General features: G+C 56.3%; 13 protein-coding genes and 2 tRNA genes. 5 read left to right on the top strand and 10 right to left on the bottom strand.

Annotation, left to right across the window (positions count from 1 at the left end):
• Window positions 1-35 precede the first annotated feature (35 nt).
• Entirely contained in the window at window positions 36-317 is a 282-nt protein-coding gene (gene ppiC, locus WFO70_RS21505; RefSeq protein WP_106995953.1) for a peptidylprolyl isomerase PpiC, read from the top strand.
• A gap of 49 nt (window positions 318-366) precedes the next feature.
• A complete protein-coding gene (ppiC, locus tag WFO70_RS21510) occupies window positions 367-648 on the top strand; it encodes a peptidylprolyl isomerase PpiC (RefSeq protein WP_032615193.1) in 282 nt (93 codons plus the stop codon).
• 90 nt (window positions 649-738) lie between these two features.
• On the opposite strand, the gene ilvC is transcribed toward ppiC (WFO70_RS21510), so the two are convergent.
• Window positions 739-2,214, bottom strand: a complete 1,476-nt coding sequence (ilvC, locus tag WFO70_RS21515) for a ketol-acid reductoisomerase (protein ID WP_337019204.1) — start codon at window positions 2,212-2,214, stop codon at window positions 739-741.
• A gap of 154 nt (window positions 2,215-2,368) precedes the next feature.
• Between ilvC and ilvY the strand changes: the two genes are divergently transcribed.
• Window positions 2,369-3,259 carry an HTH-type transcriptional activator IlvY gene (gene ilvY / locus WFO70_RS21520; protein ID WP_337019206.1) on the top strand — a complete coding sequence of 297 codons (891 nt, stop codon included), beginning with the start codon at window positions 2,369-2,371 and terminating at the stop codon, window positions 3,257-3,259.
• A 38-nt stretch (window positions 3,260-3,297) separates the two neighbouring features.
• Here ilvY and ilvA read toward each other — a convergent pair whose 3' ends face one another.
• The 6 genes from ilvA to ilvL form a co-directional block, all read right to left on the bottom strand.
• Window positions 3,298-4,842 (bottom strand): threonine ammonia-lyase, biosynthetic, encoded by a 1,545-nt coding sequence (gene ilvA / locus WFO70_RS21525; RefSeq protein ID WP_337019220.1) that lies wholly within the window; start codon window positions 4,840-4,842, stop codon window positions 3,298-3,300.
• 2 nt (window positions 4,843-4,844) lie between these two features.
• Complete coding sequence (ilvD, locus tag WFO70_RS21530) at window positions 4,845-6,695, bottom strand: dihydroxy-acid dehydratase (RefSeq protein ID WP_337019208.1); 1,851 nt, start codon at window positions 6,693-6,695, stop codon at window positions 4,845-4,847.
• A 60-nt stretch (window positions 6,696-6,755) separates the two neighbouring features.
• Window positions 6,756-7,685, bottom strand: coding sequence for a branched-chain-amino-acid transaminase (gene ilvE / locus WFO70_RS21535; protein ID WP_142487539.1), 930 nt, complete (start codon window positions 7,683-7,685; stop codon window positions 6,756-6,758).
• A gap of 17 nt (window positions 7,686-7,702) precedes the next feature.
• Entirely contained in the window at window positions 7,703-7,972 is a 270-nt protein-coding gene (ilvM, locus tag WFO70_RS21540; protein ID WP_032615208.1) for an acetolactate synthase 2 small subunit, read from the bottom strand.
• Window positions 7,969-9,615: an acetolactate synthase 2 catalytic subunit gene (gene ilvG / locus WFO70_RS21545; RefSeq protein WP_337019210.1), complete on the bottom strand. Its 1,647-nt coding sequence runs from the start codon at window positions 9,613-9,615 to the stop codon at window positions 7,969-7,971. Before ilvG ends, ilvM begins: the two co-directional genes overlap by 4 nt.
• A gap of 140 nt (window positions 9,616-9,755) precedes the next feature.
• Window positions 9,756-9,854 (bottom strand): ilv operon leader peptide, encoded by a 99-nt coding sequence (ilvL, locus tag WFO70_RS21550; protein ID WP_001311244.1) that lies wholly within the window; start codon window positions 9,852-9,854, stop codon window positions 9,756-9,758.
• Between the two features lie 343 nt (window positions 9,855-10,197).
• Here ilvL and WFO70_RS21555 point away from each other — a divergent pair, with 343 nt between their 5' ends.
• Window positions 10,198-11,718 (top strand): YifB family Mg chelatase-like AAA ATPase, encoded by a 1,521-nt coding sequence (locus WFO70_RS21555; protein WP_337019212.1) that lies wholly within the window; start codon window positions 10,198-10,200, stop codon window positions 11,716-11,718.
• A 25-nt stretch (window positions 11,719-11,743) separates the two neighbouring features.
• On the opposite strand, the gene WFO70_RS21560 is transcribed toward WFO70_RS21555, so the two are convergent.
• On the bottom strand, window positions 11,744-12,082 hold the full coding sequence (locus WFO70_RS21560; RefSeq protein WP_142487543.1) for a DUF413 domain-containing protein: 339 nt from the start codon (window positions 12,080-12,082) through the stop codon (window positions 11,744-11,746).
• A 118-nt stretch (window positions 12,083-12,200) separates the two neighbouring features.
• Between WFO70_RS21560 and hdfR the strand changes: the two genes are divergently transcribed.
• Entirely contained in the window at window positions 12,201-13,022 is an 822-nt protein-coding gene (gene hdfR / locus WFO70_RS21565; RefSeq protein WP_337019215.1) for an HTH-type transcriptional regulator HdfR, read from the top strand.
• 102 nt (window positions 13,023-13,124) lie between these two features.
• Here hdfR and WFO70_RS21570 read toward each other — a convergent pair.
• Together WFO70_RS21570 and WFO70_RS21575 are read right to left on the bottom strand one after the other, a co-directional pair.
• Window positions 13,125-13,200 (bottom strand) — tRNA-Trp (locus tag WFO70_RS21570).
• A gap of 50 nt (window positions 13,201-13,250) precedes the next feature.
• Window positions 13,251-13,327, bottom strand: a tRNA-Asp gene (locus tag WFO70_RS21575).
• Between the last annotated feature and the right edge of the window lie 28 nt (window positions 13,328-13,355).

Consider the following 13,355-nt stretch of genomic DNA (forward strand, 5'->3'; position numbering starts at 1 on the left):
TGAAGAAAACGCGATAACCCCCCGAGAACAGACCCATGAAAAAGACCGCAGCGGCCCTGCACATTCTGGTAAAAGAAGAGAAACTGGCCCAGGAGATCCTCGCCAAACTGGAACGCGGTATCAGCTTCGATCATCTGGCGAAGCGCTACTCGAAATGCCCTTCCGGGCGTAATGGCGGCGATTTAGGTGAGTTTAAGCAGGGTGCCATGGTGGGGCCCTTCGATCAGGCGGTCTTCAGCTGCCCGTTGCTGAAGCCTTACGGTCCGGTGAAAACCAAATTTGGCTACCATATCATTAAGGTGCTGTACCGTAGCTAACGCGTGGTATATTGCGCCCCGATTTTACTCAACCCTTCAAGGCACGATCATGGCGAAAACAGCGGCAGCAATGCACATTCTGGTAAAAGAAGAGAAACTGGCTCTGGAGCTTCTGGAGCAGATCAAGAACGGCGGCGACTTCGAGAAGCTGGCGAAGAAGCACTCTACCTGCCCATCAGGTAAAAAAGGCGGCCACTTAGGTGAATTCCGTCAGGGCCAGATGGTTCCAGCGTTCGATAAAGTGGTCTTCTCCTGCCCGGTGCTGGAGCCAACTGGCCCGCTGCACACCCAGTTCGGTTACCACATCATTAAGGTGCTGTACCGCAACTAATAAAAAGCCCGGTAGCGCTGACGCTTACCGGGCCTACGATTTTGCGATTTTGTAGTTCGGGTAAGGCGTAGCCGCCACCCGACAATTTACTTAACCCGCTACGGCAATACGCTTCATATCGGTCATGTAGCCACGCAGCTTCTGGCCTACTTTCTCGATCTCGTGGCCGCGAATCGCTTCGTTCACGTCACGCAGCTGAGCATTATCTACCGCGCCTTCGGTAATCGCTTTACCCAGGTCGCCGGTCTGCAGGGTGGTCATGAACTCTTTCAGCAGCGGTACGCAGGCGTAAGAGAACAGGTAGTTACCGTACTCGGCGGTATCAGAAATTACCACGTTCATTTCATACAGACGCTTACGGGCGATGGTGTTCGCGATCAGCGGCAGCTCGTGCAGTGATTCGTAGTACGCAGACTCTTCGATGATGCCGGAATCCACCATGGTTTCGAAGGCCAGCTCAACGCCCGCTTTCACCATCGCAATCATCAGAACGCCTTTATCGAAGTACTCCTGCTCGCTGATTTTGCCATCGTACTGCGCGGCGGTTTCGAACGCGGTTTTACCGGTCTCTTCACGCCAGGTCAGCAGGTTTTTATCGTCGTTCGCCCAGTCCGCCATCATGCCGGAAGAGAACTCGCCGGAGATGATGTCGTCCATGTGTTTCTGGAACAGCGGCGCCATGATGGTTTTCAGCTGCTCGGACAGCGCAAAGGCACGCAGTTTCGCCGGGTTGGACAGACGGTCCATCATCAAAGTGATACCGCCCTGCTTCAGCGCTTCGGTGATGGTTTCCCAGCCGAACTGGATCAGTTTCTCTGCGTATGCCGGGTCGGTGCCTTCTTCCACCAGCTTGTCGAAGCACAGCAGAGAACCGGCCTGCAGCATACCGCACAGGATAGTCTGCTCGCCCATCAGGTCAGATTTCACTTCCGCAACGAAGGAGGACTCCAGAACGCCCGCACGGTGGCCGCCGGTGGCTGCTGCCCATGCCTTGGCAATCGCCATGCCTTCGCCTTTCGGATCGTTTTCCGGGTGAACCGCGATCAGGGTCGGTACACCGAAGCCACGTTTGTACTCTTCACGCACTTCGGTACCTGGGCATTTCGGGGCTACCATCACCACGGTGATGTCTTTACGGATCTGCTCGCCCACTTCAACGATGTTGAAGCCGTGAGAGTAACCCAGCGCTGCGCCGTCTTTCATCAGCGGCTGTACGGAACGCACAACGTCAGAGTGCTGTTTGTCCGGCGTCAGGTTAACCACCAGGTCCGCCTGCGGGATCAGCTCTTCGTAGGTACCGACTTTAAAGCCGTTTTCGGTCGCTTTACGCCAGGAAGCACGCTTCTCAGCAATGGCTTCTTTACGCAGAGCGTAGGAGATATCCAGACCGGAGTCACGCATGTTCAGGCCCTGGTTCAGACCCTGTGCGCCACAGCCGACGATGACCACTTTTTTACCCTGAAGATAGCTTGCGCCATCGGCAAATTCGTCGCGCGCCATAAAGCGGCATTTGCCCAGCTGAGCCAGCTGCTGGCGCAGATTCAGTGTGTTGAAGTAGTTAGCCATGGTGATACCTCGTGATATTGTGTTGTCGTGCTTATTGTTCGGTTCGCTTATGCGAGAATGAACTTACTATATGACAGGAAATTTATTGCGGAAATTGATATATTCACAACGTCACGTTGCAATTTTTGCAATATAAAACCCTGGAGTGGAATCGGTGGATTTACGCGATCTGAAATTGTTCCTGCATCTGGCGGAAAGCCGTCATTTTGGCCGCAGCGCCCGGGCGATGCACGTCAGCCCCTCCACGCTCTCGCGCCAGATCCAGCGCCTTGAAGAGGACCTCGGCCAGCCGCTGTTTGTGCGTGATAACCGCACCGTGACGCTCACCGAAGCCGGAGAAGAGTTGCGGACCTTTGCCCAGCAAACTCTGCTGCAGTACCAGCAGCTGCGCCACACCATCGATCAGCAGGGGCCGTCGCTCTCCGGGGAACTCCATATCTTCTGCTCGGTCACCGCCGCCTATAGCCACCTGCCGCCCATCCTCGATCGCTTTCGCGCGGAACATCCTTCGGTAGAGATCAAACTCACTACCGGCGATGCGGCCGACGCAATGGAAAAGGTGGTGACGGGCGAAGCGGATCTGGCGATTGCCGGGAAGCCGGAAACCCTGCCGGGGGCAGTGGCGTTTTCGATGCTGGAAAATCTGGCGGTGGTGCTGATCGCCCCGGCGCTGCCCTGCCCGGTGCGTAACCAGGTGTCGGTGGAAAAACCGGACTGGTCAACGGTGCCGTTTATCATGGCCGACCAGGGACCGGTACGCCGCCGCATTGAGCTGTGGTTCCGCCGCCAGAAGATCAGCAATCCGTCGATTTACGCCACGGTCAGCGGCCATGAGGCGATGGTGTCGATGGTGGCGCTGGGCTGCGGCGTGGCGCTGCTGCCGGAAGTGGTGCTGGAGAACAGCCCGGAGCCGGTGCGTAATCGCGTGATGATTCTCGATCGCAGCGACGAGAAAACGCCGTTTGAACTTGGCGTCTGCGCACAAAAAAAGCGGCTACATGAGCCGCTTATTGATGCGTTCTGGAAGATATTGCCGAACCATTAAAGCCGGGTGGCACTGCGCTAACCCGGCCTACGATTCGCTTAACCTGCCAGGAAGAACCGGAACGCCGGGTTATGGGTCTCATCGTGACAGTCGTAACCCAGCTCGTTGAGTCGCGTTTCGAAATCCGGTTCGTGCTCGCCCAGCTCAAACGCCGCCAGCACGCGACCGTAGTCGGTACCATGGCTGCGGTAGTGGAACAGGGAGATGTTCCAGTGCGTGCCGAGAGTATGCAGGAACTTCAGCAGCGCACCCGGTGATTCCGGGAACTCGAAGCTGAACAGACGTTCCTGTAACGGCTTCGACGGACGTCCACCCACCATATAGCGTACGTGCAGCTTCGCCATCTCATCGTCGGAGAGATCGACCACGCTGTAGCTACCGTTGTGCAGCAGGTTGAGGATCTCTTTACGCTCCTCCAGGCCACGGCTCAGACGCACGCCGACAAAAATGCAGGCATCTTTGGCATCGGCAAAACGGTAGTTAAACTCTGTCACCGAACGCCCGCCCAGCAGCTGGCAGAACTTGAGGAAGCTGCCCTTCTCTTCCGGGATGGTCACCGCCAGCAGGGCTTCACGCTGCTCCCCCAGCTCGCAGCGCTCAGACACGTAGCGCAGGCCGTGGAAGTTGACGTTAGCCCCAGAAAGCACATGGGCCAGACGTTCGCCGCGAATGTTGTGCTGGGCGATGTATTTTTTCATCCCCGCCAGCGCCAGCGCGCCGGACGGTTCCGCCACCGCACGTACATCCTCGAACAGATCTTTCATCGCTGCGCAGATAGCATCGCTGTCGACGGTAATGATGTCATCGAGATACTCCTGGCAGAGACGGAAGGTCTCATCCCCGATGCGTTTCACCGCCACGCCCTCAGCAAACAGCCCGACACGCGGCAGATCCACCGGATGCCCGGCATCCAGCGCCGCTTTCAGGCAGGCAGAGTCTTCCGCTTCCACGGCAATGACTTTGATCTGCGGCATCAGCTGCTTGATCAGCACCGCTACGCCTGCTGCCAGGCCGCCACCGCCAACCGGCACGAAAATGCGGTCGAGATGGGCGTCCTGCTGCAGTAACTCCAGCGCCAGCGTGCCCTGACCGGCAATCACCATCGGGTGATCGAACGGCGGCACCCAGGTGAAACCCTGCTGCTGCGCCAGCTCGATGGCTTTGGCTTTCGCTTCGTCAAAATTGGCACCGTGGAGCAGCACTTCGCCGCCAAATCCCCGCACCGCATCGACTTTGATATCTGCCGTAGCAACCGGCATCACGATCAGGGCTTTCAACCCCAGTCGCGCAGCAGAAAACGCCACGCCCTGAGCATGGTTACCCGCGGACGCCGTGATCACACCACGCGCTTTTTGCTCGTCGGTCAGCCCGGCCATCATCGCGTAGGCACCGCGCAGCTTGAAGCTGTGCACCGGCTGACGGTCTTCGCGCTTCACCAGAATGACGTTATCCAGCCGTGACGACAGCTTGTCCATTTTTTGCAGCGGCGTTACCTGCACCGCTTCATAGACCGGCGCACGCAGCACCGCCCGGAGATACTCTGCCCCCTCAGGGGCAGACGATAAGGGTTGGGATTCGGCCATCATTAGCCCCCAAGCTTGGATTTATCGCGCACAGCGCCTTTATCCGCACTGGTGGCAAGGGTGGCATAGGCACGCAGGGCGAAGGAGACTTCGCGCTGACGATCTTTTGGCGTCCAGGCTTTGTCGCCGCGGGCTTCCTGCGCTTCACGACGGGCCGCAATCTCCTGGTCGCTCAGCTTCAGCTGAATACCGCGATTCGGAATGTCGATTTCAATCAGATCGCCATCTTCAATGATCGCGATATTGCCGCCGCTGGCTGCTTCCGGCGAAACGTGGCCGATAGAGAGACCGGAAGTCCCGCCGGAGAAACGCCCGTCGGTGATCAGCGCGCAGGCTTTACCGAGGCCCATGGATTTCAGGAAGGTGGTCGGGTAGAGCATCTCCTGCATCCCCGGCCCGCCTTTCGGTCCTTCGTAGCGGATCACGACCACATCACCAGCAACCACTTTGCCGCCGAGGATCGCTTCTACCGCATCGTCCTGGCTTTCGTACACTTTCGCCGGGCCGGTAAATTTCAGGATGCTGTCGTCCACACCTGCGGTTTTAACGATACAGCCGTTTTCCGCGAAGTTGCCGTACAGAACCGCCAGTCCGCCGTCTTTGCTGTAGGCATTTTCCAGCGAGCGAATGCAACCTTCCGCGCGATCGTCATCCAGGCTATCCCAGCGGCAGTCCTGCGAGAATGCCTGCGTGGTGCGAATACCGGCCGGGCCGGCGCGGAACATTTTTTTCACTGATTCATCTTTGGTCAGCATCACGTCGTACTGATCCAGGGCCTGCGGCAGCGTCAGACCCAGCACGTTTTTCACTTCCCGGTTCATCAGCCCGGCGCGATCCAGCTCGCCGAGGATCCCCAGCACGCCACCGGCGCGGTGAACATCTTCCATATGGTATTTCTGCGTGCTCGGCGCAACCTTACACAGCTGCGGCACCTTGCGGGACAGCTTGTCGATATCACTCATGGTGAAATCGATCTCCGCTTCCTGCGCGGCGGCCAGCAGGTGCAGAACGGTGTTGGTGGAACCGCCCATGGCGATATCCAGGGTCATGGCGTTTTCAAACGCTGCTTTGCTGGCGATATTGCGCGGCAGTGCGCTGGCATCGTCCTGCTCGTAGTAACGTTTGGTCAGTTCAACGATGCGTTTACCGGCGTTGATAAACAGCTCTTTACGATCGGCGTGGGTCGCCAGCAGCGAGCCGTTGCCCGGCTGAGACAGCCCCAGCGCTTCGGTCAGGCAGTTCATGGAGTTCGCGGTGAACATCCCGGAGCAGGAGCCGCAGGTCGGACACGCGGAGCGTTCCACCTGATCGCTCTGCTCGTCGGAGACTTTCGGATCGGCGCCCTGAATCATCGCATCGACCAGATCGAGCTTGATGATCTTATCGGAAAGCTTGGTTTTACCCGCTTCCATCGGGCCACCGGAGACGAAGATCACCGGAATGTTCAGGCGCAGGGAGGCCATCAGCATCCCCGGGGTGATTTTGTCGCAGTTGGAGATGCAGACCATCGCATCGGCACAGTGGGCGTTAACCATGTACTCCACCGAGTCGGCAATCAGCTCGCGCGACGGCAGTGAATAAAGCATGCCCCCGTGCCCCATTGCGATCCCGTCATCAACGGCGATAGTGTTGAACTCTTTTGCCACGCCGCCGGAGGCTTCAATCTGCTCGGCAACCAGCTTCCCGAGATCGCGCAGGTGCACGTGGCCCGGAACAAACTGGGTAAAAGAGTTGACCACGGCGATGATCGGTTTCCCGAAGTCGGCGTCGGTCATTCCGGTGGCGCGCCACAGCGCGCGGGCACCCGCCATGTTGCGGCCGTGAGTGGTGGTGGCGGAACGGTACTTAGGCATGCGTTATTTACTCCCGTCTATCTGGTAAATGGGACGGTGCGTGCCGTCCCATATTTATGCTTATTGATTAACCTGATCCAACCAACCCCATTTATCTTCGGTTTCACCGGTAAAGAGGCCAAAGAATGCTTCCTGGATACGTTTGGTCACCGGACCACGGCGGCCTTCGCCCACCTGGATGCCGTCAACGCTGCGTACCGGCGTAATTTCTGCTGCGGTACCGGACATAAAGACTTCATCGGCCAGGTACAGGGATTCGCGGGACAGTACCTGCTCGCGCACTTCGATACCCAGATCCTGCGCCAGCTTGATGATGGCGTCACGGGTGATGCCCGGCAGGGCTGAAGAGGTAAATGGCGGGGTGAACAGAATGCCATCTTTCACTTCGAACAGGTTCTCGCCTGCGCCTTCCGAGATGTAGCCATTCACATCCAGGGCGATACCTTCCTGATAGCCATGGCGACGCGCTTCGCTGCCAACCAGCAGGGAGGAGAGGTAATTACCGCCCGCTTTGGCTGCGGTCGGGATAGTGTTTGGTGCTACACGGTTCCAGGAGGAAACCATCGCGTCGATCCCCTGCTCCAGCGCTTCTGCGCCGAGATAGGCTCCCCACGGGAACGCGGCGATGATCACATCGGTGGTGTAACCGGCTGGCGGGTTAACGCCCATGCCAACATCGCCCACGAATACCAGAGGACGGATATAGGCGCTGGTCAGGTTGTTTTTGCGCAGTACAGCGCGGCAAGCTTCCATCAGCTCGTCAACGCTCTGGGACACCGGGAAACGATAAATTTTGGCTGAATCACGCAGACGCTGCATGTGTTCGCGATGGCGGAACACCACCGGGCCTTTGTGTGAGTCGTAGCAACGGATGCCTTCAAAAACAGACGTACCGTAGTGAAGCGCGTGGGACATCACGTGGACTTTAGCGTCCTCCCAGCGAATCATCTCACCATTGGACCAAATGAAATCAGCTTTTTTCGTCGTCATTTTTCTTCCTATTGCGCTCAGGCGCGAATTTGTTGTGTTTGTGATGTAGCGGCACGCTGCTGGATATCGACCCGGGCGACGTCGACCAGTTTGCTCAACTGGCTAAACAGTAATTCGACGGGCCGCTGACTGGCAACGGTCAATTCTATATTTATGTTTTGCGCATCGGTGGCGGTTTCCATGTTCATGGAACAGATCTGGAACCCACGATGGCGCACCACGCGCAATACACGTTCTAATGTTTCCGGATTGAAGCGAGCCTGCACGGCGACCTGATGTTGCATCATGATAATTTCTCCAGCATTTGTGAGTTACTGGCGCCGGGCGGCACCAACGGCCAGACATTCTCAAGTTCGTCGATTGAGACATGAAGCAGGTAAGGCCCCTTGCTTGACAGCATTTCATCAAGTGCCGCTTCAACCTGGTCTTTACGGGTGATGTGCTGACCAGGGATGCCGAAGGCGCTGGCCAGAACAAGGAAATCGGGGTTATCGGTCAGGGTGGTTTCGCTGTAACGCTCCTGGAAGAAGAGCTGCTGCCACTGGCGCACCATGCCTAAACGTTGGTTATCCAGCAGCACGATTTTCACCGGCAACTGCTTACGCTTGATGGTGCCCAGCTCCTGGACATTCATCATGAAGGAGCCGTCACCGGAGATGCAGATTACCGTATCGTCCGGGCGCGCCACCTGGGCACCCACCGCAGCTGGCAAGCCGAAGCCCATGGTGCCTAAACCGCTTGAGGTGATGAAGTTTTCCGGACGCGTGTAGGTCATGTGCTGGGCTGACCACATCTGATGCTGCCCCACGTCGGTGGTCACTACGCTGTCCGTCGGTTTGCGATCTGACAGCTGTTTCAGCAGCAACGGAGCATAGATGGCGTCACCCGGATGGTCATAGCGCCAGGCGTGTTCACGGCGCATCTCCGCCGCGTGTTGACGCCACGCATCGATGGCTAAAGGTTGCTGTAACGCAGGCAGCAACGCATTAAGATCGCCCTGCAAGGCCACGTGCGCCTGACGGAGCTTATTCATCTCTGCCGGGTCGATATCCATATGAATGACGTTGGCATTCGGTGCGAAGGTATTCAACTTGCCGGTTACGCGGTCATCGAAACGCGCGCCCACGGCGATCAGCAGGTCGCACTCCTGCACGGCGAGGTTAGCGGCTTTGGTGCCGTGCATCCCCAGCATGCCGAGATAGTACGGGTAGTCGGCATCCACCGCGCCCAGCCCTTTCAACGTGCAGGCTGCTGGCATCTGGGTGGTAGCGATAAATTCACGCAGGGCCGGAACCGCCTGAGCCATCCCGACACCGCCGCCCACATACAGGATCGGCTTTTGCGCGTGGGCCAGCATCTGACTGGCTTCACTGACTTCGGCAAACGGGAATGCATCCTCATTCTCCACGGTGGAGAAGTGCGGCTCCAGATCGCCCAGAGCAATCTGAATATCTTTTGGGATATCAACCAGAACCGGGCCAGGACGGCCTGAGTTTGCCACCTCGAAAGCTTCCGCCATGACGCGCGGCAGCTCTTCCAGGGATTGCACGAGGAAGCTGTGTTTCGTACAAGCCAGTGACAAACCGAGAACGTCCACTTCCTGGAACGCATCGGTTCCGATGAAAGGAGAAGCGACCTGGCCAGTGATGGCCACAACGGGTACGGAATCGAGCAGCGCGTCAGCCAGGCCGGTGATGAGGTTAGTTGCGCCCGGTCCGGAAGTCGCCATGCAGACGCCGGTTTTCCCGGTTGCACGCGCATAGCCAATGGCCGCCATCGCCGCGCCCTGCTCGTGTCGGCACAACAGATGTTCCACGCCGCCGTCATACAACGCATCGTAAATCGGCATAATTGCGCCGCCCGGGTAACCGAAGATGGTATCGACTCCCTGCGCTCGCAACGCATGTACTACCCACTGTGCGCCATTCATAGTTACTTCCCCGTCGTAAATCGGGAGAAACAGAATTTTATGCTACTACTCATCATCTGTTCCTCGCTTATGTTTTTAAGGTCATAAAAAAACCCCCGGACCTTTCGGTGCGGGGGTCTTAGTTCGTTAAGGCTTGATTATTAAGCCTTTCCTCGTCCAAGTGCAGCCCCGCACGGTGGGATAATAATCACCACCACGCTAATCACGACCAGGCTAATCACTCGTAGAAGGGCTGTCATTTTCTGTTCTTTTTGCATCTTGTTCGAAGGAATACCTAAAGAGTTATCACAGATATCGAGACGAACACAACATTTTTTTATAATTCACTTTCTTATTACGCTAATAGTTTAGATAAAAATCATTGTTTTTTATGACAAAAATAGAAAATGAATTATTTTCATTTTTTTGCTACTCCGCAAAGGCTGAGAAGTAAGGCTTATGACGCTTTGCGAGCAGCCTTCCATAGCAATGAAAAGATTACAATTTCGGAGAAATATTGAGGAACAGGCCGCGTAAAAACGCAATTTGTCGATAAAAAATGGAACCGCATGGTGACATAGTGGCGCTTCAAGGAGGCTCGTTATGTCACTGTCGGTTGTTTACACCCGCGCTGCCTTAGGCGTTAAAGCGCCGCTTATTACCGTTGAAGTTCATCTCAGTAATGGTCTGCCAGGCTTAACGTTGGTCGGCCTGCCGGAAACTACCGTCAAGGAAGCGAGAGACCGGGTACGCAGCGCAATCATTAATAGCGGTTATACCTTTCCGGCTAAAAAAATCACCATTAATCTGGCACCTGCCGATTTACCCAAAGAAGGTGGGCGATATGATTTACCTATCGCCATTGCGCTTCTCGCCGCCTCTGAGCAGCTCTCCCCTTCCAGACTAAACGCATATGAGCTTGTAGGTGAACTGGCGCTTACAGGCGCATTAAGAGGGGTTCCTGGCGCGATATCCGGTGCCCTGGCGGCCATTCAGGCTGGCCGGGAGATTATTGTCGCCAACGATAACGCTGCCGAAGTCAGCCTTATCGAACAAAAAGGCTGTTTAGTAGCAGAGCACCTGCAGGAAGTCTGCGCCTTTCTTGAGGGCCGCCACGAGCTGGCTGCGCCCGTGCAGGCGCCGTTTGTGGTTGAAAATAACCATCAGGACATCAGCGATATCATCGGGCAGGAGCAGGGGAAACGGGCGCTGGAGATCACCGCGGCAGGCGCGCATAACCTTCTTCTGATTGGTCCACCCGGCACCGGTAAAACTATGCTCGCGAGCCGGCTTAATGGCTTACTGCCGCCGCTCAGCAACCATGAGGCCCTGGAGAGCGCGGCAATCGTCAGTCTGGTCAATGCCACATCGATGTATAAACAGTGGCGTCAGCGTCCCTTTCGCGCCCCGCACCATAGCGCCTCGCTCGTGGCCATGGTGGGCGGAGGCGCTATCCCCGCGCCGGGAGAGATCTCGCTGGCGCACAATGGCATTCTCTTTCTGGACGAGTTACCCGAGTTTGAACGCCGCGTGCTGGATGCCTTACGCGAACCTATCGAATCGGGGCAGATTAATATCTCCCGTACCCGCGCCAAAATCAGCTATCCGGCTCGCTTCCAGCTTATCGCCGCCATGAATCCCAGCCCAACGGGACACTACCAGGGTAACCATAACCGTTGTTCACCTGAACAGACGCTACGCTATCTGGGCCGCTTATCGGGCCCGTTCCTCGATCGCTTCGATTTATCGCTCGAGATCCCGCTCCCACCGCCAGGGTTGCTAAGCCAGGCGCACAGAGCAGGAGAAACCAGCCTTACGGTGCGAAACAGAGTGCTCGCCGCACAGGAGCGGCAGCGGGTGCGGCAGAACAAACTCAATGCCCATCTGGATAATGCGGAGATCCGCAGATTTTGCCCACTTCAGGAAGAGGATGCCCTGTGGCTGGAAGAGACCCTTACCCGATTCGGCCTGTCGGTGCGGGCATGGCAACGACTGCTAAAGGTAGCCCGCACGATTGCCGATCTGGAAGAGAGTGAAAAGATTGGACGCAGGCACCTGCAGGAAGCCCTGAGTTATCGTGCTATCGATCGTCTGCTGTTGCACCTGCAAAAGATGCTGGAATGAAAAAAGGGGCCGCAGCCCCTTCTTCTTAATCGTCTGATTCGGTGTAGTCTTCCGCACCTTCCATCTGTGGTTTACCACCAGACAGGGTATGGAAACGCTTTGGACGTTTGATACGTGCCATATACTTGATCCAGACGCGCTCCGCTTCCGTTACCGGCTCACGCTCGCCACGGCAGACGGCAACAAACGATTTTTCGTCTTCAGTGGAGGGTTCGCGTTTTCCCAAATCCAGTTCATTGAAAGCATAACCGTGGCGCTCAAGCAGTTGTGCTTCTTTGATGGTGAAATCACCATGGCGAGAAAATCCGCGTGGATAATTTTTATTGTCGAAAAAACGATTAGTCGTCGTAAAGCTTTCCGCCATCCTACACGCTCCTATATCTTTGGCCGAGCTATTTATGGCGCGGAGTATTAGTTACGCTTGACAGAGCGTCCAACAAAACATTTAAATCATAACGACAAATTATTTTGCGGAGAAAACCGTGGATACGGAATTGCTAAAAACTTTCCTCGAAGTGAGCAGAACTCGCCACTTCGGGCGCGCCGCAGAAGCGCTTTATCTGACGCAGTCGGCGGTAAGCTTTCGTATTCGTCAGCTTGAAAATCAGCTTGGGGTGAACCTCTTCACCCGCCATCGCAACAACATTCGCTTAACGCCAGCAGGTGAAAAGCTTCTGCCCTACGCAGAAACCCTGATGAATACCTGGCAGGCCGCGCGCAAAGAGGTTGCCCATACCTCAAAGCACAACGAGTTTTCCATCGGTGCCAGCGCCTCTTTATGGGAATGCATGCTCAGCCCCTGGCTGAGCCGGTTGTATGGATCTCACGGACAGCTGCAGTTTGAGGCCCGCATTGCGCAGCGGCAGTCGCTGGTGAAGCAGTTACATGAACGCCAGCTGGATCTACTGATCACCACCGAAGCCCCGAAAATGGATGAATTCAGCAGCCAGGTCCTCGGACAGTTCACCCTTGCGCTTTATGCTGCTGAGCCTTCGGCGATGAAAAGCGACCTGAACTATCTGCGACTCGAATGGGGGCCCGATTTTCAGCCGCATGAGGCCGGTTTGATTGCCATTGACGATGTGCCGGTCCTGACAACCAGTTCTGCGGAGATAGCCTGCCAGCAGCTTGCATCGCTAAAAGGTTGCACCTGGTTGCCACAGCGCTGGGCCAGCCGGAAAGCCGACCTGTACACGGTGACGGATTCAGCTCTGATCCAGAGGCCACTGTATGCCATCTGGCTGCAGAACAGCGACAAGCAAGGGCAAATCAAAGATCTGCTTAAAATCAATGTGATGGATTAAGGGATATGTTGCAGGGACGCAGCGCTAAGATACAACAGAGAGAGGGTTTTGCTTTCTGACAGGCAAAAAAAAATCCTTTGCCGAAGCAAAGGATCCTTTATATGGCAGGGGCGGAGAGACTCGAACTCGCGACACCCGGTTTTGGAGACCGGTGCTCTACCAACTGAGCTACGCCCCTAAATTTCTTACTACTAAGCCTGCTAATGTAGCAGGCTTAGTTTAAATAGGTGGCGGAACGGACGGGACTCGAACCCGCGACCCCCTGCGTGACAGGCAGGTATTCTAACCGACTGAACTACCGCTCCACCGAATACTTCTGTAACCACCGGTTTA

Source organism: Leclercia sp. AS011, from assembly GCF_037152535.1.
Lineage (GTDB): Bacteria > Pseudomonadota > Gammaproteobacteria > Enterobacterales > Enterobacteriaceae > Enterobacter.

What these genes read in the sequence shown, in the direction of transcription:
- WFO70_RS21555 (WP_337019212.1), top strand. Translation starts at nt 10,198, where the DNA reads ATGTCACTGTCGGTTGTTTACACCCGCGCTGCCTTAGGCGTTAAAGCG.
- ilvA (WP_337019220.1), bottom strand. Translation starts at nt 4,842, where the DNA reads ATGGCCGAATCCCAACCCTTATCGTCTGCCCCTGAGGGGGCAGAGTAT.
- ilvE (WP_142487539.1), bottom strand. Translation starts at nt 7,685, where the DNA reads ATGACGACGAAAAAAGCTGATTTCATTTGGTCCAATGGTGAGATGATT.
- ilvD (WP_337019208.1), bottom strand. Translation starts at nt 6,695, where the DNA reads ATGCCTAAGTACCGTTCCGCCACCACCACTCACGGCCGCAACATGGCG.
- ilvM (WP_032615208.1), bottom strand. Translation starts at nt 7,972, where the DNA reads ATGATGCAACATCAGGTCGCCGTGCAGGCTCGCTTCAATCCGGAAACA.
- ilvC (WP_337019204.1), bottom strand. Translation starts at nt 2,214, where the DNA reads ATGGCTAACTACTTCAACACACTGAATCTGCGCCAGCAGCTGGCTCAG.
- ilvG (WP_337019210.1), bottom strand. Translation starts at nt 9,615, where the DNA reads ATGAATGGCGCACAGTGGGTAGTACATGCGTTGCGAGCGCAGGGAGTC.
- WFO70_RS21560 (WP_142487543.1), bottom strand. Translation starts at nt 12,082, where the DNA reads ATGGCGGAAAGCTTTACGACGACTAATCGTTTTTTCGACAATAAAAAT.
- ppiC (WP_106995953.1), top strand. Translation starts at nt 36, where the DNA reads ATGAAAAAGACCGCAGCGGCCCTGCACATTCTGGTAAAAGAAGAGAAA.
- ppiC (WP_032615193.1), top strand. Translation starts at nt 367, where the DNA reads ATGGCGAAAACAGCGGCAGCAATGCACATTCTGGTAAAAGAAGAGAAA.
- ilvL (WP_001311244.1), bottom strand. Translation starts at nt 9,854, where the DNA reads ATGACAGCCCTTCTACGAGTGATTAGCCTGGTCGTGATTAGCGTGGTG.